The organism is Sulfurimonas sp. HSL3-7 (assembly GCF_039645985.1).
Lineage (GTDB): Bacteria > Campylobacterota > Campylobacteria > Campylobacterales > Sulfurimonadaceae > Sulfonitrofixus > Sulfonitrofixus jiaomeiensis.
This window is the reverse complement of record NZ_CP147919.1, coordinates 1,745,766-1,766,158: the sequence shown is the minus strand read 5'-3', so window position 1 is coordinate 1,766,158 and position 20,393 is coordinate 1,745,766. Positions and strand designations below refer to the sequence as shown.

Below are 20,393 nucleotides of genomic sequence, written 5' to 3'. Positions count from 1 at the left end.
ATTCAAACATTAAACAATGTTCATGTTGTTTAATGTTTATTTTTTCTTATATATAATCCGTAACTTATCCAATCTCCTTCGCCAACTCTTGGTATTTAAGAACGCTGTTAAGGCTAATATTATTTTTTATAATGTAATATAGAATCAATATTTAAAATGAGGTTGCTCGTATATGAAAAAGATTGTAATGTCTGTACTTGCGTTAACTGTATTGGGGCTGGGTTCTGCTGATGCCGCTGTTTATAAAGGACAAAAAGTTTACGTCAAAAAATGTCGTAAATGTCACGGAGGCGGACTGGAAGTTGCCGGAGCAAAAAAGAAAACGACCTGGAATAAACTATTAAAGAATAAAGGTGAAGGGTTGGCAAAACTTCATCTTGAGAACAACAAAGCAAAAGCATCTTGGAAATATTTTGAAAGCAAAAAGTATACAAAAAGCGCCCGGCATCTCAAGGACTTTATGGTCGAGTACGCTAAGGACAGCGGAAACGTTCCTGCTTGTAACTGATCTATTTGCACAAAGGCGCATTCGTGTGCCGACTTCTCCCTAACAAACGATTTACATCTCAAATCCATTTTTCCCGGCATAGGAACTGTTTCTTCTGCAAACTTCAACGCTCTGCAGGGCAACGGTTCTATCCTCTGTAAAATTAAGGTAAAATGTCAAAATTAATTTCCACAGCATTGATAAAATGGCATGTGGTGCGAATGGAGCCGTTATGGATAAAATGTGGTCAGGCCGTTTTAGTGAAGCCTCGTCTTCACTTTTAGATGATTTTAATGCATCGATCATGTACGATCGAAGACTGTATAAAGAGGATATAGAGGGTTCTCTTGCGCATGCAGCGATGTTACAGGCGCAAGGGATCTTGAACAGTGATGAACTAAAAGCGATTCAAGAGGGTATGGCACAGGTCCTGCAAGAGATCGAATCAGGAGAGTTTGAATGGAAAATCTCAGATGAAGATCTGCACATGGCGATTGAAAAACGTCTAACGTCTATCATCGGTGACGTAGGCGGTAAACTGCATACCGCGCGCTCACGTAATGATCAGGTCGCTGTTGACTTCCGCCGTTATGTTCTGCGCAAAGACCGTGAAATCGCACAGCTTCTAAAGTCACTGTTGGAAGTGATCGTTGCGATTGCCGAAGAACATACCTCGACACTGCTTCCGGGTATGACGCACCTGCAGCATGCACAGCCGATCAACTTCGGTTTTCACATGCTGGCGTATGCTTCGATGTTTAAGCGTGACATTGAGCGTTTTGAAGATAGCCGCCGCCGTAATAACATCTCGCCTCTTGGGTGTGCCGCACTCGCCGGTACGCCGCACAACATCAACCGTGAAATGACGGCTGAAACATTGGGCTTTGACAGTGTCAGTGTGAACTGCCTGGATACGGTAAGTGACCGCGATTTTGCTTTGGAGATCCTTTTCAATATCTCTACGATGATGATGCATATCTCGCGTTTGAGCGAAGAGATCATTATGTGGTCGAGCTATGAGTTCGGTTTTGTCGAACTTTCAGATGCCTACTCAACAGGATCTTCCATCATGCCGCAAAAGAAAAACCCGGATGTCCCTGAACTGCTTCGCGGAAAAACGGGACGTGTCAACGGCAATCTGATCGCACTGCTGACGGTGATGAAAGGGCTTCCTCTCGCCTACAATAAAGATACCCAGGAGGATAAGGAGGGTGTCTTTGACAGCATCGATACCGCAGAGATCTCACTGGAGATTCTTCGTGAAGCACTGAAGACAATGACCGTTAAAACAGAGAATATGGAAAAAGCCTGTCAAAAAGGTCATTTGACCGCAACGGATCTGGCTGATTACCTTGTCGAGAAGTGCGGTGTTCCGTTCAGAGAGACGCACTTTATCTCCGGAAAGGCCGTCGCCCGTTCAGAAGCGCTGGGCATCGACATCAGCGAGATGAGTTTCGAAGAACTTAAAAAGATCGACGGGCGCATCAACGAGGACGTCATGCCGTACCTGGTGTTGAGAAACTCGATGAACGCGCGCCAGTCGCAGGGTGCTACGGCAACAGTCCGTACAAAAGAACAGGTTGAATTTTTCAAAGAATATATCAAAGGATTGAACATATGAAAGTGACCGTAGCCCATAAAGAGGCAATGAAGTTTGAAGCGACGACAGCAAAAAGCAGTTTTATCATCGACTGTCCGACGATCAGCCCGGTAGAGTATTTTCTAAGCGGTATCATCACCTGCAGTGCGACCGACGTCTATATGCTGCCGCAGAACCAGGGGAAAACAGTGACGGATCTTGTTGTTGACGGTGAAGTGGTCCGTAATGACGATCACCCCAAGAAGTTCAACTCGCTGCACCTGACATATACTTTTAACTCGGATGCAGATGATGATGAGCAGGCGGCCCGCTGGGTGATGGCCAGTGTTGAGACCTACTGTTCGACGATCAACACCATTCGTGACACAACGAAGATCTCGTATACGATCATCCATAACGGTAAGACCATCCGTGAGAACGTTGAGATGATCAGCGGTCAAGGCACAAACGTCGACCTTGGCGAACTGGATGCCTGCTGCCCGTCTTAGGTTGTATCTCGACCCGGCCGGGTTGCTCGCGCATTAAAAACAGTTGACATCTTAGAGTATGGACCTTTCTCTTTTTATCTATTTATTTCAGATTAATTACAAAAAATAATGTGATATAATAGATGCATGATAAATATGCTTAAAGAGAATCGAAATAAATATCAGACGATTATTGTTAAGAGAATTGATGATTATTTTTACAAACGTAAACGTTACCATCAACATTTTTCGTTGGCAATTGGTCTGTTTGATCCTGATGTGGATTTAAGTGCTTTAGACGAACATAGCCGTCAAACAGATATTTTTATTAAATTAGAAGAAAATCTTTATTGTGAAGTATTTGACGGTACGACGGCAGGGAGTGGCATAAAAGCCGCATCTAACTTGCTTACCATTTTTGAAAACAACTTTTATGGCAAACGGGTCTATACAAGCATCGTGTTTTCCAATGACTATGACACAAGTACGCAAATGGTCCATCGGCTTTTCGATATCTTGGAATACGCATATTCCCACAATATGCAGAACATGATTGTGGATAACTCGGTGATGATCAAAGATTATTGAACACTCTTCTAATAATTCCGTTATTTTTATTGTTTTTAAATCATCTTGCATAGATAGCTATAAATCATATTTTTTCCATTGATAGAACGCGTGGAACAGATTAAGGACGTTAATGTTTGCGTTTTATGAGAGTGATTGGTTTACCATCACTTTGGAGATACTCTTTTTGCTTTTTATTGTTTATGATACGAAGCGCTATTTTCAAACACGAAAACGTGAATACCTCTTTAATATTGTTTTTGCTGTTCTCTTTTTCTTTTGGGCTTTGGTGCCTTTTTACAACAAATATTACAGTTGGCAAGAGCGTGATAAGCAGTCGTTGTTGACAAAATGCGTTCACGAGTACAACCAGACTTACTGCCGCTGTCTGGACGATAAGATATTTAAAGAATACGATGTTGAGACATATAATGAGCTGGATAAAGAAAATGATAGAGATTTTATCGAGGTGTTGGACGGGTTTGATAAAGAGTGCCGAGGAGAGGATAGCTGGTTCTAGCCGTCTTGTTGACGGCTGAATTTTTTAGAGGAAATCTTTCGGATCTGCGTCTGTAAAATGGCCGAATCTGAGTTTTGTTCCACCTAGAACATGCCAATGAAGATGCTTGACCTCCTGGCCGCCGTTTTCACCGATATTACTTATCAAACGGTAGCCTGACGCTTTAATATCGACGTGATCTACAAGTTCTTGAATAAAAGTCGTCATCGCTGCCATCACTTCCGGCGGCACGTCATTGAAGCTGTCGAAATGCTGCTTTGGAATCACTAAAAGATGGACAGGCGCTTTTGGGTTGATATCATGAAATGCAAGAAAATCTTCGCTCTCTTTCTCAATATTTGCAGGGATCTCTTTATTGACGATTTTACAAAACAGACACATTTTTTTACCTCTGGATGATGATTTTTGTCATTGTATCACAGAGTTTGTAAATGCTCTTGAAAGCTCCTAATGCCGGGCGATAGCTGAAATTGAAGATAAAGTTAAAACTCTTTGGATAAAATACGCGTTAATATAAAATGGGCAGCAGCCCCAATGGAGACTCCATTTGAAGCAGTGGTATGACAAAATAGAAGCAGCGGATTCGGTTGAAAAACTTGAAGAGATACGTATCGCTGTTTTTGGTAAAAAAGGTGTTCTGGCGGCAGAGTTCGCCAAGATGAAAAGTGCACCAAACGAAGAGAAAGCGCAGATCGCCAAAGAATTGAATATTCATAAAGGCAAGATGACAGAGCTTTTCAATCAACGCAAGATTGTTTTGGCGACGGAGGCTCTTGAAGCGGCAATGAAAGCAGAAAAGATCGATGTCTCTCTTTTTTCGCCGACAGCTGAACGCGGTGCATTGCATCCGGTCATGCAGACGATGGACCGCATCGTCGATTACTTTGTCTCGATGAACTTCACGGTCAATACGGGCCCTATAGTCGAAGATGATTTTCACAACTTTGAAGCATTGAATCTGCCAAAGTATCATCCGGCCCGTGACATGCAGGACACTTTTTATTTTAAAGACGAGATGTTACTGCGTACCCATACCTCTCCAGTACAGATCCGTACGATGCTACACTCAAAGCCTCCGATCCGTATGATCGCACCGGGTGCTGTCTTCCGACGTGATTATGACTTGACACACACACCGATGTTCCATCAGGTAGAAGGGCTTGTCGTCGATGAAGAAGGCAAGGTCTCTTTTGCCAACCTCAAGTTCATCCTGGAAGACTTCCTGAAATATATGTTCGGTGATGTTGACGTCCGTTTCCGTCCGAGTTTCTTCCCGTTTACGGAGCCGTCCGCCGAAGTGGATATCAGTTGTATCTTCTGTAAAGGCGAAGGATGCCGGGTCTGCTCCAAGACAGGGTGGCTGGAAGTTCTCGGATGTGGAATCGTTGATCCCAACGTGTTTGAGGCCGTCGGGTACAAAGATGTCAGCGGGTACGCATTCGGCCTGGGCGTCGAGCGTTTCGCCATGTTAATTCAACACATCGGAGACCTTCGTTCACTGTTCGAAGGCGATGTCAGACTTTTGGAGCAGTTTCAATGATCGTTACACGCAGCTGGTTAAACGAGTGGATCAAACTCGATGATATTTCAACAGAAGAGTTGGCTAAGACCTTCAACAGTATCGGCCTTGAAGTCGACAGGGTCGAATCGTTCGATATCCCGGAAAAGATCGTTTTCGGTAAGGTTTTGGAATGCGAAAAGCATCCCGATGCTGATAAACTCAATGTCTGTAAAGTGGATATCGGCGGCAGCGTTCGCCAGATCGTCTGCGGTGCTGCCAATGTACGTGAGGGGATAACCGTCGCGGTAGCGACACTCGGTGCTGAAATGCCGGGCGGTCTTAAGATCAAACCGGTACAGCTTCGGGGCGTCGATTCGGAAGGGATGATCTGTTCATCAACAGAACTTGGCCTGCCGAAACTCGAAGAGGGGATCATGGTGATCGATGAGAGTGTCGGCGATGTTAAGCTTGGCGATGAGGTGCGAACGAATCCTTATTTTAATGATGACCTGATCGAGATCGAACTGACAGCCAACCGCGGCGATTGTCTGAGTATCCGCGGTGTTGCACGTGACCTATGTGCGGCTTACGATCGTCCGTTAAAAAAGATCAAGAGTGAAGACAACGACCAGGCACGTCTGGGTATAGGCCGTCTGCTTCAGTTAATGCAGGAAGATACACTGGATGTCGATCTCACTTACCGGGCGCTTGACTTGAAAGGTCTGGAACTGCCGCTGACAATGCGCCTGCGTTTGGCGCAGATCGAAGAGACAAAAGAGAGCGCTATCGAAGGACTGTTGTGGTACGCAACCTACAGTACCGGCGTCGTCCTTCGTGCTTACCATTACGGTTTTTTCAATGATGAAGAGAAGGGTAAGGCGATCTGCACGCTTAAACGCGACGAGAAAGGCTTTGTATCTATATACAATAGAGAAAAAGCATCTGTCGTCGGTGTCTATCAGGAAGATGCATCCCGCGTCAGCTATGATGAGGGGATTGTGTTCATTGAAGCAAGTTATATTCCGCCTGATATCGTCTCGCGCCAAATGGCGGAACATAAAATTGAGAATGGACCGCATTTTTATCGTACTTCACGCGGATCTGAGCCGGAACTCGATATCGGTCTGGGGTTTGTACTGAACCTTTTTGAATCGTATTCAGAGTCGTCGATCTATGGCGGCAGTATCGATGTCAGCAGCAAGTTCACTGAAAAGGTTATCGGTATCAGTGTCGATGAGATCAATGCCATCATCGGTATGGATATTAACAAAGTGACCATTACCAAAATGCTTAAGGGACTGGGGTTTGAACTGGATAAATCAAAGGGTGACAACTTTGTTGTAGAGGTACCGCGTTACCGTCACGATATCGTCAATAAACAGGATGTTGTCGAAGAGATCGTCCGTCTGGTCGGTATTGACAATATTGAATCCAAGCCGTTCTCCTTTGCAGAAGATAACCGTTTCGGCGATGACTATGCCGCTTACATCAAGCGCAAGGTATACCGTCACCGTGCGGCCCAAAGCGGTTTTTACGAGACTGTGCATTTTGTCTTTACGGAACGTGCCATACTGGAGAAATATGGTTTTGCTACGGTTGACAAAGCCAAAGAACTGCTTAATCCGATCGCCGGAACACTGGACACGCTGCGTTCAACGATGATGCCGGGCCTTGTTCAGGCAGCGTCGCATAACGTGAAGGTAGGACAGAAGTCGGTTAAACTCTTTGAATCCGGTTCGGTCTTCAGTGCCGAACGTCAAGAGAGTGTTAAAATGGCTTTTCTGGTCTCAGGCAGTTCAGAGCGTGACAAGCTTTCCAACAGCGGAAAAGCTGCGACGGTAGACTTCGCCTCATTCGTTCAGAAGATCGCCGATGTCGTCGGTGATTTCACGCTTCGTGAGAACAGACCGGATCACACCTTTGCCCACCCGTACCAGTCGGCAGCAATTATTCAGAATGACCGGGTGATCGGTGAGCTTTTTAAACTGCACCCTTCGGTTGCCGAAGAGTATGACCTTGATGATACCTATCTTTGTGAAGTCGATTTTGATTCTTTATATTACGGTATTCAAGAGGCGAAAAGCTATTCAAAATACCAGGCTTCGTTTAGAGACTTGAGTGTGGTTATGCCGGCATCGATGCGCTACGAAGAGATCGAAAAAGTGATCGACGCGAACAAAAGTGCGGAGATCATCCGTTTCTACCCGGTCGATCGTTACAGTGATGAACAACTGGGTGATAATGTCAGCTTGAGCCTGCGTTTTGTGCTTCAGTCAGAAGAGAAGACGCTTGAGGAAGAAGATATCACATCATCAATGAGCAGCGTCCTCAGCGCACTTGAATCCGAACTGGGGTTGACACTGAGATGAGCTCGATAAAGGTCTCTCCCCGAAAAACGGCTTTTACGTTTCAAACCGACGCTATAGCTGCCGATAAGTCTATCTCTCACCGTTGTGCCATGTTCTCCATGCTTGCGAAGGGTGAAAGTGTGATCGAGAACTTCCTGCGCGCTGAAGACACCATGAATTCGCTTCGTATCGTTGAAAAACTCGGTGCAAAAGTGCTTGATGACGGTACGATCATCCGTATCTCTTCGGAGGGCATTCAGGAGAGTGAAGATATCCTTGACTGTGGCAACTCAGGCACAGGTATGCGCCTGTTCTGCGGTCTGTTGGCTTCGGCCGAGGGCCATTTTGTCCTGACAGGTGATGAATATCTCAGGCGTCGTCCGATGAAGCGTGTGACAGAACCGTTGAAAAGCATCGGGGCCAAACTTGACGGACGCCGGAACGGCGATCTTGCACCGCTCAGTATTCGCGGTGCTTCGCTGAAAGCGTTTGATTATGAGAGCAAGATCGCCTCGGCGCAGGTTAAATCGGCAATGATCCTGGCCGCACTCAGTGCGGACGGAACCTGTAGCTATAAAGAGCCTGAACTCAGTCGTGACCATACCGAACGTATGTTAAAAGGAATGGGGGCAGCGATCAGTGTGGATGGTCTGACCACAACGATAGAACCGATGAAAGCGCTGCTCTCACCGTTGAAGATTCGAGTACCGGCTGACCCGTCTTCGGCTTTTTTCTTTGCCGTAGCGACGGCGATAACACCAGGCGCAGAAGCTGTTTTGGAAGGGGTGACCTTCAATCCGACCCGCATTGAAGCCTTTAAAGCTTTAGAACGCATGGGTGCGGAAATTAGTTATGATCTGACAGAAGATGTTTATGAACCTATAGGCAATATTACGGTCAAACATGCACCGCTTAAAGCGGTCAGGATCGATGATAATATCTCTTGGCTTATCGATGAGCTTCCGGCACTCGCTATCGCAATGGCATGTGCGCAGGGCAGAAGTGAAGTCGCCAATGCTGAAGAGTTGCGTGTCAAAGAGAGCGACCGTATATCGACGGTGGTGAATAACCTCAGAGCCTGCGGTATTGAAGTTGAGGAGTACGAAGACGGTTATGCTGTCACAGGCGGCGAGCTTAAAACGGCTGAGATCGACAGTTTTGGTGATCACCGTATTGCGATGAGTTTTATCATTGCGGGTCTTCGCTGCGGCATGGAAGTAACTGACATTGAGTGTATAAACACCTCTTTCCCAAACTTCTTCACCTTGCTCTCTCAAATAACGGATATTGAACTATGAAGATAAAACTTGCCGAAAATTACGGTTTCTGCTTCGGTGTTAAACGTGCGATCAAGATCGCTGAGGAGAATACCAATTCAGCAACCTATGGACCTCTTATCCATAATTCTAAAGAGATCGCGCGTCTCAAGCGTGATTTCAATGTTGCTTTGAGTGAAGATCTGGCAGATTTCAAATCGGGTGACAAGGCTGTTATCCGGACCCACGGCATTCCAAAAGACGAACTCGCTCAGCTTTATACGCGCAATGTCGAAGTCATTGATGCAACCTGCCCCTATGTAACCAAGCCGCAGCAGATCTGTGAAGAGATGAGCGGAGCAGGGTATGACATTGTTATCTTCGGTGACGAGGAACACCCTGAGATCAAAGGGGTTAAAAGCTACGCTACATATGGTGCGCATGTCGTCACCTCTGTAGAGGAGCTGAAAAAGCTGCATCTGAAAGAGAAGATCGCTGTCGTGGCCCAAACGACACGTAAGGCGGAAGATTATCTCGAGATCTGTAACTATTTGATACCCCGCCATAAAGAGGTACGTGTCTTCAACACCATCTGCAACGCGACTTTTGAAAACCAGGACGCGGTTAGAAAACTTGCCAAAGAAGCCGATATAATGATCGTCATTGGCGGTAAAAACTCCTCAAATACGAAGCAGCTTCAAAGTATTGCGCTCAACGCAGGTATAGATTCCTACCATATTGAAGGGGCTGATGATCTGGTGGCTTCATGGTTTGAGGGAAAAAAACTCTGCGGTATCAGCGCCGGAGCTTCAACTCCGGACTGGATCATTCAACAGGTAATCGAGGCAATTGAGACAATGACGAAGTAGAGGACCGGAGACTCTTTCCCGGGTGTACCGTTTTTCTCTTTTGCATCGGAATCTCGAACAATTTTCTCTCTTTTCTGCAACCGCGCCGCACTCTTTTTTTCCTTATAATTACTGTTTATAGATTAAGTAAAACTTTGCTATAATTACGCGATTTTATTACGTTACAAGGGAAGTTGTATGGCTGAAGAGCTTTTAGAAGAAGAAAATTTCGCGGCAATGTTCGAAGCGTCTGAAAAGGCGCAAGAGTCCACAAACCGCATTGTTGAAGGCGAAATTGTTGAATTGCAAGAAGAAGATGAGCGTGTGCTTGTCGGTGTTGGTGAAAAACTAGAGGGTATCCTTTCTCTAGATGAGATCCGTGACGAAAACGGTGCATTGGCATATAAAGTAGGTGACAAGATCACTGTAATGGTGACTGGTTACTACAATGAACGCCCAAAGATCTCTCACAAAAAAGTGCTTGAACAGGCGAAAACACTTGAGTTTATCAATGCACATAAAGACGATTATGAAAATATCGTAATCGAAGGTGTGATAACAAACAAAAATCGCGGTGGTTATGTCATTGAAGCGGATGATATCAAGTTTTTCATGCCGCGTTCACTTGCCGCGTTCAGAGACACTGATGATGTCATGGGCCGCAAGGTCAAAGCGCAGATCGTCAAGCTCGATCCGGAAGACACATCAATTGTAGTTTCTCGCCGTAAACTCTTTAATGAAGAGCGTAAAAAGAAAAAAGAGATCATTGACAAACTGATGGCTGAGGGCACTGTCGTTGAAGGTGTGATCAAGAAGATCACTTCTTACGGTATGTTCGTAGATGTCGGCGGTGTAGATGGTCTTGTTCACTATAATGAGATCTCTTATAAAGGGCCGGTTAATCCGTCGAAACTTTATAAAGAGGGTGATGTTGTAAACGTTAAAGCGATCTCTTACGATAAAGATAAACGTCACCTTTCTCTTTCTATCAAAGCTGTTCAGGAAGATCCATGGCAAGAGGTAGAGTCTGAGCTGGACGAAGGCGATACAATTACTGTAACGGTAAGCAACATCGAGTCGTACGGGGTATTTGTTGACCTTGGTAACGACATCGAAGGTTTCTTGCATATTTCAGAGATCACATGGGATAAAAACATCAAAAACCCTGCCGACTACCTGACTGTCGGTCAGGAGATCGATGTAGAAGTTATCGAGATCAATTCAGATACGCATAAACTACGTGTATCACTCAAACGTCTTCTTCCGAAACCGTTTGATGAGTTTGTTAAGAAACGTAAAGAGGGTGACGTGGTCACAGGTGTCGTCACATCATTGACTGACTTCGGTGCTTTTGTGAAGATCGACGGTGTTGAAGGCCTTCTTCACAACCAGGATGTCTCTTGGGAAAAAGGTGTTAAAGCTAAAGATCTGTTCAAAAAAGGTGACGAAGTTGAAGTCAAGATCGCTCGTATCAACCGTGATGATCAGAAGATCTCGCTTAACCACAAATGTCTTCAAGAGAGCCCTATCGATGCATTCGCTGCTAAACACAGCCGTAATGAGATCGTCAAAGGTAAGATCCGTGATATTAAAGACTTTGGTGTCTTTGTTTCACTTGAAGACGGTGTCGATGCACTTATCCGTGACGAAGATCTTGATCCATTGGTCAAAGAAGAACTGGAAATCGGACAGGAGATCGAAGCTGTTATCGCTGTAATAGATACACAACGTGACCGTATCCGTCTTTCAGTAAAACAACTTTCTCGTTTGAAAGATCAGAAGATCATTGAAGATCTAAACAAAGAAGACAGCGGCAACACGCTTGGTGATCTTCTTAAAGATCAACTTAAATAAGTAATTCCCTTGTAAACCTAATGCAAAGAGTCGGCTTTTTAGCTACTCTTGCATTTTTAATCTCCAATTTTGACTTGAGTATATTTCTAATAGATTGATGTCAAAATTCACTCAATTTTTTTAGTATAGGATGTAAAGTTATGGAAAAATATCAGATTGTTGTATGTGATCACATTCACGAAGCCGGTCTTGAAATGCTTAAAAATGATGATCAAGTTGATTATGTTTTTGCAGCAGATATTGATAAAACTGAACTTTTAGATGTCATTAAAACTGCCGATGTGGCTATTACCCGCAGCTCAACTGATGTAGATGAAAAATTCATTGCGGCAGCGAAAAACCTTAAAGCGATCGTCCGTGCAGGTGTCGGTGTCGACAATGTAGATATTGAAGGGTGCTCTAAAGAGGGGATCATTGTTATGAATGTACCGACAGCCAACACCATTGCGGCTGTCGAACTCACAATGACACATATGCTTTCATGTATGCGTATGTTCCCTTACTCACATGACCATCTTAAAAACCAGCGCATCTGGAAACGTGAGAAGTGGTATGGACATGAGTTGAAGGGTAAAAAACTGGGTGTAATCGGTTTTGGTAATATTGGTAGTCGTGTTGCTATACGTGCAAAAGCTTTTGAAATGGATATTATCGCATACGACCCGTATATCAATGCGTCCAAAGTCACTGACCTTGGGATGGAATACACTGAAAATTTTGATGATATTCTGGCCTGCGATATCATTACTATCCATACGCCTAAGAACCAAGAAACACTGAATATGATCGACAAAGAAGAGATCGCTAAGATGAAAGACGGTGTTGTATTGGTCAACTGTGCCCGCGGTGGCCTTTATAACGAAGAGGCACTTTACGACGGTCTTAAATCAGGAAAGGTCCGTTTTGCCGGTATCGACGTGTTTATCAAAGAGCCTGCAACAGACCACCCGCTTCTGGATCTAGATAATATCGTTGTTTCACCTCACCTTGGCGCCAATACGTTTGAATCACAGTACAACATCGGTACTCAGGCAGCACAACAGGCGATCGAAGCGGCAAAAGGGATTGCTTACCCGCACGCCATGAACCTTCCGATTGATGAAAGCAAGATCCCATCGTTTGTCAAGCCATTCCTTGAAATGGGACAGAAGATCGGTTTCCTGGCTTCACAGATCAACAAAGCACCGATCGTCTCTGTAAAAGTGAGCGGTGACGGTGAGATCACAGAGTACCTTGATTCATTGGCTACATTTGCAACAGTCGGTGCGATGGCTGAAACGACAGGTGATACGGTCAATTACGTTAATGCCGAGTTTATCGCTGAGCAGCGCGGTATTAAAATTGAAGTCGAAAAGACAGATGTCAAAACACCATATAAAAACCTTATTACAGTCAAACTGACAACAGAAAAACGTGCGGTCAGCATCTCTGCAACGATCTTCGAAGGTGGTGTTCAGCGCATTGTTGATTTTGACGGTTTTGAGGTTGATGTCGCGCCAAAAGGCAACATGATCATCTTTAAAAACACGGATGTTCCTGGTGTAATCGGTAAGGTCGGTACGATCCTTGCCAATAATAATGTCAACATCTCCGATTTCCGTCTGGGCCGTAACAACAAGTCTGAAGCACTTGCCGTTATTTTGGTTGATTCTGACGTCAGCGACGCAACGCTTAATGAACTGGCTGCGCTTGAGGCGTGTATCAGCGTCAAAGCCGCTCGTTTATAATCTCTGCGTACCCTGTGATCATACAGGGTACCCTTTTTATCTCTTTATTCTCCATTCAATTCCAATTCATCTTTTGATAACAACACCAACTTGTTCAACACCACTTTGATATACCGGCATTATGTATAACAGCGAGGGAAATTTAAGAACGTTCAAGACTATTTTTAATAGAGGTAGCTAAAAAGCAGTGAAGCATAGCCGTGCAGGTGTGGCTGTTGTGTAAAACTTCGACTTTCAGCTGTATATACAAGTGAAAGAGTATAGTTCTCATAAGAGCCGCCAACACCCCCGCCAACCCTTCCAACCAGAGGATAAGGTTCTACGGAAAGAGAACTCTTATTGGTGTTGCCCTCCAAAAAGAGGTCTTTTCCTATAAAACGTAAATCACTCTGGAGTTGTAGGTAATAGCTGAAAGCGGCTCTGTATTTTTCCTTATTTTTATCTAAGGCCGGTATGCCAGAATCAAGACCCGGCATCATGACGAAGTTTTGTCCAAAGTCCCGGGGGACATGGATCCCTATTCTATAAAGCAGACCAAGATCGAATTCTGTCCGAACAGTACCGAGAACACCGCCTATCCGCGGAATCAAGACGGCTTCATACTGTTTTGTATCGACAAGGTACCGTTCATGATGGTGATAGGCAAGGTTAATCCCGAATTCGTCATGAAGCTGATTCTGCCACCCATCGACAGCATCCCCCAATATGTAATCGTGAGTAAAACGTTGAATCTCTTCTGCCTTGGCAGAAGGCCCCACCAGGCCGAGTTGAAGTTCGAGCGAATCCAGACGTTCGGCACTGCTTTGATGTAAGGCAAAAGAGGCATATGCCCAGCCGGCATAAGGACGGTCGTCGTATTGCGGTTCAGGATTGTTAAACTCCTCCGGAGAGTACATCTCCAGGGTGATCGCCAGAGCAAAATAAGAGACACTTGTGCCGCGGTCGGCAAAGGGCAGGTAAAAAGGGTCATTGTTGAGTTTAAACAAAGTCGAGAGATCAATACCTGCCGTATACCAGCGATCTGTTCTGACAAAGGTGTCATTTTCGAACACAAAATTGAAACGTTCAAGCTCTAACACCTGCCGCTCTTCCGCTATAAGAGGATACAAAAAGAGAGAGAATAAAAGCAAAAAAAATCGTTGTATCATAAGACAAAACTTTGACTCTATTTTTAAACAATTGAAATAATTTCAAACTATTACACTAAAGCAGTAACCGTCTTCCACTGACGAGAAGAGCATTGCATTATATCATCCATTGCAGATTATATACGATTAATCTTTGCATATAAACAATGATGATTATTTTGTTCGATTCTGATGTCACAGATGTCGCTAAGGATAAGCTCTCAAAGGCTTGCCCCAGCGTCAAAACGGTACGTCTGTAACGCTTTTTTCTCAATCATGATTTTGTAAACAGCTAAATTATATTGTGTTACAATGGATTACACTTACTCAAGGATAGTTCATGAAACTGCCTAAGGTTACTATACGTACTAACATTCTCACCTATATACTTCTTATCGTTACCTCGGTTTCACTTTTGTTCTCGGGAATGCAATATTATTTCAGTAAGCAGATGGCTTTTTCAGCTACCGAGAACGCATTTTATCAGACAGCGGAAAAGATTACTGCCGATATGTTTGGCAGTGACCTACTGGCCAAAGAAATGCTCTATCAAATGCAGAACTATCCTGCGCTCAGGAAGCCGGTGACTGAAATGCTCCCTATGGAGATCATTACACGCTTTATCTACACCTTGAAACGTAACAACAACATATACGCCATCTATAAGGGCGACAGTAACGGTGACTTTTTTGAAGTGATCAATATGCAGAGCTCATCACAGCTGTTCACACACTATGAAGCACCTAAGGAAACTCGGTGGATGGTTATTGGTATCAAGGGAATCGGAGAGAAGAGAACCAGGACCTTCAGCTATCTGGATACATCGCTTTCGCTTATATTGCGACGTTCAGAGCCTTCAAATTTCATGGCGACGAGCAGACCCTGGTTCCAGCAGGCGATCGTAACAGATAAAGCAGTTAGAAGTGATCCCTACACCTTTAGCAACCTCCAGCAAAAAGGTATTACCTATTCAATGAGGGTTGAAGATACAGGTATTGTCCTTGCATTGGATTTTACGCTGCCTAAACTCCATATGCTTCTTAAAAATCTCAAGTTTGCAGAGTCAAGCGAGATCGTGATGTTTGACCAAGAAGGTATTGAAATCGCTACATCTAAAGAGCTGGTGAGTGGACAAGGAAAACGTGTCAGTGAGATTTTCCTTCAAAGTGAAAAGGATAAGGTTTTTGCCATGGAAGAGGGTGATGAGAAACGTTTTGCGATGGTGACGACGATGAGCCGTGAAAATGGCTCTAATACCTACCTTGGTATCAGTGTCGACACAGATGAGATGTTAAAACCATATCTGGACAATATAGCGTACTCTTTACTGGCTGCGTTGCTCTTGTTCGTACTTAGTATACCCTTTGTCATCTTGGTGACGTCACAAATCGTTCGGCCTATCAAGGCGTTAATGGTTGAAAATGAAAAGATCATGCATCGTCATTTTGACGAAGTCATCACGGTGAAGACCAACATCATAGAGCTGAGTCAGCTTTCTGACTCTTTAGTAACGATGTCGAAAAGTATCAATGCCTATCAGGAAGCGCAGAAAGAGCTGATGGACTCATTTATCAGGCTGATCGCCGATGCGATCGATGCCAAGTCGCCTTATACCGGAGGACACTGTAAACGGGTGCCGATTCTGGCAACGATGCTGGTTAAAGAGGCCGGCAAAGCTGACACCGGAACGCTAAAAGCATTTAGTTTTACGACGAAAGATGAGATGGAAGAGTTTGAAAGAGGTGCCTGGCTGCATGACTGCGGCAAGATAACAACACCGGAGTATGTTGTTGACAAGGCGACAAAGCTTGAGACCATCTATAACCGGATACATGAAATACGCACCCGTTTTGAAGTGATATGGCGCGATATAGAGATTGCCTACCTTGAAGGCATCATAAAAGGTGACAATCAAGAAGAGCTGGAGAGATGGAGAGATGAAGAGCATCAGGCCCTGACGGACGATTTCCGTTTTGTGGCAGAGACGAACATCGGCGGCGAGTTTATGAGCGAGGCGCGAAAAGATCGCATACAGACGATAGGAAAGCGAACGTGGCTGCGCCGGTTTGATGACAGGCTTGGCCTATCTGACACGGAACTGATGCGTTACAGTGAAGAGGATACGGCCACTCTTCCTGTTCGTGAAAACCTGCTTGGTGACCGTTCTGAGCATATTGTAAAACGTGTCGATTTTGATGAAGAGGGATATGAAAAAGCCGGCTTTAAACTTGATGTTCCGACCCATCTCTACAATTACGGTGAGATCTATAATCTCTGTATCGAAAAAGGGACCTTGAGTGAAGAGGAACGTTTCAAGATACAGGAGCATGTGATCATGTCGATCAGGATGCTCGAACAGTTGCCTTACACGGATGATATGAAACGCATACCGGAGTATGCGGGAACGCATCATGAGACCTTGATAGGCACAGGTTACCCTCGTGCTTTGAATGCCGATGACCTCTCCATACCGGCAAGAATCATGGCGATTGCCGACATCTTTGAAGCCTTGACGGCTTCAGACCGTCCCTATAAAAAAGGAAAAACCCTCTCTCAGGCACTTAAGATCATGCGCTCTATGCGCGATGATCAACATATCGATGCCGAACTGTTCGAACTCTTTTTACGTTCTGGTGTTTATAGACGTTATGCCAACGAGCACTTAAAAAAAGAACAGATCGATGAAGTTGACATAGAGTTGTATTTGAATTAGAGGTTGGTTGAAGGTGTAAAAGTTATAGATGATGCCTTAACATCATCTATGTGCCTTTTTAGACAAAATGATCCGGATTTTCGATCGAGACCGCTTTCCGTGCTTTAAAGCCAAAATGTTTATCCAGATCGGCATTGTGGAGCAAGACAGGCACGATCATCAGTGATGCGATGACGGCGGCAACGGTACCGAAGATAAGGGCGACACCCAGGCCGCCAAAGACCGCATCCGAAGCCAATAGCGTCGAAGCAAGGATGATAGCCGCCGCCGTCAGAAAGATCGGTTTGGCACGTGTTGCCGAAGCATAGGCGATCGCATCGGTTTTAGGCATTCCCTTCTCATGCATCAACGACTTGGTAAAGTCGATGAGCAGCAGTGAGTTCCGCGAACTGATCCCGATAAGGGCGATAAAGCCGATCAGCGAGGTGGCTGTCAGGAAGAAGGTGTCTGTCGTAAAGAGATCCATGATCCAGTGTCCGGCAATGACACCGATGATCGAGAGAAAACTTCCAAGCAGAACGATCCCGCTGAGGACAAAGCTCTTGTAGTAGATCACCATCAGCAAAAAGATCAGGACCAGTGCCGCGATAAAGGCGCCGCCGAGGTCGACAAAGGTGTCGAGTGTGACCTCCATCTCGCCGTCCCAGAGAAGCGTGTAGATATTGCTTGTCTTTTTCTCCTGCAGCTGGAGGTTGAAAAGCCCGGTCGTTGTGACATCGTACTCGTCTTCGAACGTCTCCATGATCTGCGCTCTTGCATCGATAAGCGGGTAGACCTGGGAGACCATATCGGTCTCTGCCAGAACATTGGTCATCTGGTGCAGGTTCTTGCTCATGATCATCGGATTGGACTTCACCGATTCGATATTGACGACTTCGGTGATCGGTACCATCATACCGTTTTGGTTCATCAGACGAAGGCTTGATAGTTTGCTTTCTACCGAATATCTGTCCTTGTTCGTAAACTTTTTGGTCTCATCGCTCAGTGTCAGAAAGATAGGTACCTGGTCATTGTACTCGGCACTGTTTTTAACGGCAATATCCATTCCCTCAAAGGCAAGATAGATAATGTCATTGACCTGTTTGATGGTAAGCCCCGATTTGGCGATCTTGATGCTGTCGACCTTGATCTCGAACTTGTCGTAGATGGCATCTTGCATGATGTCGATGTCGACCAGCCCTTCGGTATTTTTAAAGACCTTCTCTACACGTTTTGCCAGATGGCGGATACCGTCACTGTCCTGCCCGTAGATCTCGGCAACGACGGCAGCCATTGTCGGCGGTCCTGCGGGCGGTTCTACGAATTTGATGTTTGTCTTGGGCACGATTGTCTCACAACTTTTCTGGATGGCTGGTCGCATACGCTGCACCATCATGTAGGAGGGTTCGTCTCTGTGGTGTTTTTTAGTAAGGTTAACAACTACTTCGGCAAGGTTCTCAGAGGATTTGAAGTGCGATCCTTTGATCAGACCTGCAAAATCAAGCGGTGCCCCCATGCCTAAAAAGACTTCGGTATCGAGGACTTCGCGCTCTTTATGGATGAACCCGACCACGCATTCGCTCACTTTCTGTGTCTGCTGGATAGAACTGCCTTCAGGGAGGTCGATATAGACGGTAAAGGTGTCATTGTTCTTGCCCGGCAGCATTTTTGCCAGAACGATCTCGGTCGGCAGCATGGCAACCGATAGAATAAAAGCGAACAGTGTCCCAAGCAGGATCATCATTTTCTTGCGTTTGCTCTGAAGCCCAGCATGGATGAGTTCTTCAAATTTTTTAAACATTATTTTTCTCCTCCATCATGATGTTCCGGTTTTTTAAGCAGACGGACTGCCAGATAGGGTGTGAAGATGTAGGCGACAAAGAGTGATGCGATCAGGGCAACCGGTACATTTGCCGGGATCGGTTTCATAAATTGTCCCATCATCCCGCCGACAAAGGCCATCGGTACCATGGTCAGGATAATGGCAAGCGTCGCAATATTGGTCGGTGGTCCGATTTCATCGGTCGCCTCGACCATCAGTTCATCGGCATCGCGCTTGGCGGCATCGGTGTCATGGTAATGGCGGTGGATGTTTTCGATAACGATAATGGCTGCATCGACCAGAAGACCCAGACTCAGCAGGAAGGCAAAAAGGGTGATACGGTTAATAGTCTGTCCGGTCAGATAGGCGACGAAGAGGGTGATCGCCAAAATGGCCGGAACGGTAAAGGTGACGATCAATGACTCTCTCCAACCCAGGACAAAGATCAAAAGAAGCGCTATGATCACTATAGAGAGTATCAGGTGAAATACAAGTTCATTAACGGCTTCATTCGCACGTTCGCCGTCATTACGGGTGATGACGTAACTGATGCCGTGTTTCGCCATCTCTTCTTTGTAGCGGCTAAGCTCTTTTTTCACTTCGTCAGCGATGATTACGGCATTGGTCCCTTGAAGTTTTGAGATGGTCAGTGTTACCTGCTCCTGGAGCGGCGAGAATTTGCCCTTGTCGTCTTTGACACTTACCAGTGCAGATTTAAAGTTCTGCTTGTCAAACGAGTCTTCCACCGTTGCGATATCTTTCAGGTAGATCGCAGCCCCCATGTACTGGGCAACGATGATATTTGCGATATCCTCTTTGTCCTCAATAGCATTTTTGACACCGACCATGATGATCTCGTTCTCCTTGGTACGGTTCTTTACATCGGGCACATTGTAGGCGACGGACTGCACTGCCTGTGTGATCTGCCCCATAGAGAGGTTGTAGCCTGAAAGCTTATGAAGGTCGACCAGGATGTTGTATTGGTGCTGGTGGCCCCCTTTGAGTGCCGTAACGGCAACATTGTCAAGGCCGTTGATATGATGCTGCATCTCTTTGGCATAATCGAAGAGGTTTGTGGCGGCTATCGTCTTGTCTTTGGCAAAGAAAGCGACACTTACGATGGGAATATCGACATCGATGTCAAGCGGTTTGATGGTCGGTTCAAGGGCCGTTTTCGGAAAGAGGTCCTTGTTCTGCATGATCTTGTCGTAGACCTTGAGGTTGGAGTTCTCTTTCTCTTCCCCGATAAAGAAGGCGACATTGACGACGCCGACATTGTCCATGGCCGAACCGTAGATGTGCTCGACCCCTTTGACCTCTTTGAGCTTACGCTCAAGCGGTTTGACAATGACCTCTTCGACCTCTTTGGCGGTGGCACCCGGCATAGCGACAATAACGGTCGAACCGCTCACGACCATCTGCGGGTTCTCTTCTCGCGGCATGATCTCCAAGGAGAGGTAGCCCATTATCAATAGAAAAACACCAAGAACCGAGGTTAAGGGATTACGGATAAAGGCACGGGCCAGTTTCCCGGCACTGTCCTTTGGCACATAGGCTTTATGTTTCATCTACTCTCC

Annotated in this window: 16 protein-coding genes; 12 read left to right on the top strand and 4 right to left on the bottom strand. The window is 45.4% G+C overall.

The features are described 5' to 3' along the window. Window positions 1-172 precede the first annotated feature (172 nt). The 5 genes from WCY20_RS08815 (at window position 173) to WCY20_RS08795 (ending at window position 3,641) form a co-directional block, all read left to right on the top strand. On the top strand, window positions 173-508 hold the full coding sequence (locus tag WCY20_RS08815) for a c-type cytochrome (RefSeq protein ID WP_345974442.1): 336 nt from the start codon (window positions 173-175) through the stop codon (window positions 506-508). A gap of 211 nt (window positions 509-719) precedes the next feature. After that, window positions 720-2,108 (top strand): argininosuccinate lyase, encoded by a 1,389-nt coding sequence (gene argH, locus WCY20_RS08810; RefSeq protein ID WP_345974440.1) that lies wholly within the window; start codon window positions 720-722, stop codon window positions 2,106-2,108. Continuing rightward, window positions 2,105-2,575, top strand: a complete 471-nt coding sequence (locus WCY20_RS08805) for an OsmC family protein (RefSeq protein ID WP_345974438.1) — start codon at window positions 2,105-2,107, stop codon at window positions 2,573-2,575. Before argH ends, WCY20_RS08805 begins: the two co-directional genes overlap by 4 nt. A gap of 126 nt (window positions 2,576-2,701) precedes the next feature. Next, window positions 2,702-3,142: a hypothetical protein gene (locus WCY20_RS08800; protein ID WP_345974436.1), complete on the top strand. Its 441-nt coding sequence runs from the start codon at window positions 2,702-2,704 to the stop codon at window positions 3,140-3,142. Between the two features lie 112 nt (window positions 3,143-3,254). Next, window positions 3,255-3,641 (top strand): hypothetical protein, encoded by a 387-nt coding sequence (locus tag WCY20_RS08795; RefSeq protein WP_345974434.1) that lies wholly within the window; start codon window positions 3,255-3,257, stop codon window positions 3,639-3,641. A gap of 24 nt (window positions 3,642-3,665) precedes the next feature. Here the strand turns inward: WCY20_RS08795 and WCY20_RS08790 are convergent, their stop codons facing one another. Then, window positions 3,666-4,022 (bottom strand): histidine triad nucleotide-binding protein, encoded by a 357-nt coding sequence (locus tag WCY20_RS08790; RefSeq protein ID WP_345974433.1) that lies wholly within the window; start codon window positions 4,020-4,022, stop codon window positions 3,666-3,668. 166 nt (window positions 4,023-4,188) lie between these two features. Between WCY20_RS08790 and pheS the strand changes: the two genes are divergently transcribed. The 6 genes from pheS (at window position 4,189) to serA (ending at window position 13,175) form a co-directional block, all read left to right on the top strand. Then, complete coding sequence (pheS, locus tag WCY20_RS08785) at window positions 4,189-5,181, top strand: phenylalanine--tRNA ligase subunit alpha (RefSeq protein ID WP_345974431.1); 993 nt, start codon at window positions 4,189-4,191, stop codon at window positions 5,179-5,181. Next, window positions 5,178-7,511, top strand: a complete 2,334-nt coding sequence (pheT, locus tag WCY20_RS08780; RefSeq protein WP_345974430.1) for a phenylalanine--tRNA ligase subunit beta — start codon at window positions 5,178-5,180, stop codon at window positions 7,509-7,511. Before pheS ends, pheT begins: the two co-directional genes overlap by 4 nt. After that, a complete protein-coding gene (gene aroA, locus WCY20_RS08775; protein ID WP_345974428.1) occupies window positions 7,508-8,788 on the top strand; it encodes a 3-phosphoshikimate 1-carboxyvinyltransferase in 1,281 nt (426 codons plus the stop codon). Before pheT ends, aroA begins: the two co-directional genes overlap by 4 nt. After that, window positions 8,785-9,615 carry a 4-hydroxy-3-methylbut-2-enyl diphosphate reductase gene (locus WCY20_RS08770; protein ID WP_345974427.1) on the top strand — a complete coding sequence of 277 codons (831 nt, stop codon included), beginning with the start codon at window positions 8,785-8,787 and terminating at the stop codon, window positions 9,613-9,615. Before aroA ends, WCY20_RS08770 begins: the two co-directional genes overlap by 4 nt. A gap of 177 nt (window positions 9,616-9,792) precedes the next feature. Next, on the top strand, window positions 9,793-11,448 hold the full coding sequence (locus tag WCY20_RS08765) for a 30S ribosomal protein S1 (protein ID WP_345974425.1): 1,656 nt from the start codon (window positions 9,793-9,795) through the stop codon (window positions 11,446-11,448). Between the two features lie 140 nt (window positions 11,449-11,588). Then, window positions 11,589-13,175 carry a phosphoglycerate dehydrogenase gene (gene serA / locus WCY20_RS08760; protein ID WP_345974423.1) on the top strand — a complete coding sequence of 529 codons (1,587 nt, stop codon included), beginning with the start codon at window positions 11,589-11,591 and terminating at the stop codon, window positions 13,173-13,175. 164 nt (window positions 13,176-13,339) lie between these two features. On the opposite strand, the gene WCY20_RS08755 is transcribed toward serA, so the two are convergent. Then, entirely contained in the window at window positions 13,340-14,323 is a 984-nt protein-coding gene (locus WCY20_RS08755) for a lipid A deacylase LpxR family protein (protein ID WP_345974422.1), read from the bottom strand. Between the two features lie 430 nt (window positions 14,324-14,753). On the opposite strand from WCY20_RS08755, the gene WCY20_RS08750 reads away from it, so the two are divergent. Beyond that, on the top strand, window positions 14,754-17,015 hold the full coding sequence (locus tag WCY20_RS08750; protein WP_345974421.1) for an HD domain-containing phosphohydrolase: 2,262 nt from the start codon (window positions 14,754-14,756) through the stop codon (window positions 17,013-17,015). Between the two features lie 58 nt (window positions 17,016-17,073). On the opposite strand, the gene WCY20_RS08745 is transcribed toward WCY20_RS08750, so the two are convergent. Beyond that, the gene (locus WCY20_RS08745; RefSeq protein WP_345974419.1) at window positions 17,074-18,795 is read right to left on the bottom strand and encodes an efflux RND transporter permease subunit; all 1,722 of its coding nucleotides are present in this window, start codon (window positions 18,793-18,795) and stop codon (window positions 17,074-17,076) included. Beyond that, entirely contained in the window at window positions 18,795-20,384 is a 1,590-nt protein-coding gene (locus WCY20_RS08740; RefSeq protein WP_345974417.1) for an efflux RND transporter permease subunit, read from the bottom strand. The genes WCY20_RS08745 and WCY20_RS08740 overlap by 1 nt, the downstream gene beginning before the upstream one ends. Window positions 20,385-20,393: the final 9 nt, after the last annotated feature.

What these genes read in the sequence shown, in the direction of transcription:
- WCY20_RS08755 (WP_345974422.1), bottom strand. Translation starts at nt 14,323, where the DNA reads ATGATACAACGATTTTTTTTGCTTTTATTCTCTCTCTTTTTGTATCCT.
- WCY20_RS08765 (WP_345974425.1), top strand. Translation starts at nt 9,793, where the DNA reads ATGGCTGAAGAGCTTTTAGAAGAAGAAAATTTCGCGGCAATGTTCGAA.
- WCY20_RS08800 (WP_345974436.1), top strand. Translation starts at nt 2,702, where the DNA reads ATGATAAATATGCTTAAAGAGAATCGAAATAAATATCAGACGATTATT.
- pheT (WP_345974430.1), top strand. Translation starts at nt 5,178, where the DNA reads ATGATCGTTACACGCAGCTGGTTAAACGAGTGGATCAAACTCGATGAT.
- argH (WP_345974440.1), top strand. Translation starts at nt 720, where the DNA reads ATGGATAAAATGTGGTCAGGCCGTTTTAGTGAAGCCTCGTCTTCACTT.
- WCY20_RS08740 (WP_345974417.1), bottom strand. Translation starts at nt 20,384, where the DNA reads ATGAAACATAAAGCCTATGTGCCAAAGGACAGTGCCGGGAAACTGGCC.
- serA (WP_345974423.1), top strand. Translation starts at nt 11,589, where the DNA reads ATGGAAAAATATCAGATTGTTGTATGTGATCACATTCACGAAGCCGGT.
- WCY20_RS08770 (WP_345974427.1), top strand. Translation starts at nt 8,785, where the DNA reads ATGAAGATAAAACTTGCCGAAAATTACGGTTTCTGCTTCGGTGTTAAA.
- WCY20_RS08745 (WP_345974419.1), bottom strand. Translation starts at nt 18,795, where the DNA reads ATGTTTAAAAAATTTGAAGAACTCATCCATGCTGGGCTTCAGAGCAAA.
- WCY20_RS08790 (WP_345974433.1), bottom strand. Translation starts at nt 4,022, where the DNA reads ATGTGTCTGTTTTGTAAAATCGTCAATAAAGAGATCCCTGCAAATATT.
- WCY20_RS08795 (WP_345974434.1), top strand. Translation starts at nt 3,255, where the DNA reads ATGTTTGCGTTTTATGAGAGTGATTGGTTTACCATCACTTTGGAGATA.
- WCY20_RS08815 (WP_345974442.1), top strand. Translation starts at nt 173, where the DNA reads ATGAAAAAGATTGTAATGTCTGTACTTGCGTTAACTGTATTGGGGCTG.
- aroA (WP_345974428.1), top strand. Translation starts at nt 7,508, where the DNA reads ATGAGCTCGATAAAGGTCTCTCCCCGAAAAACGGCTTTTACGTTTCAA.
- WCY20_RS08750 (WP_345974421.1), top strand. Translation starts at nt 14,754, where the DNA reads ATGGCTTTTTCAGCTACCGAGAACGCATTTTATCAGACAGCGGAAAAG.
- WCY20_RS08805 (WP_345974438.1), top strand. Translation starts at nt 2,105, where the DNA reads ATGAAAGTGACCGTAGCCCATAAAGAGGCAATGAAGTTTGAAGCGACG.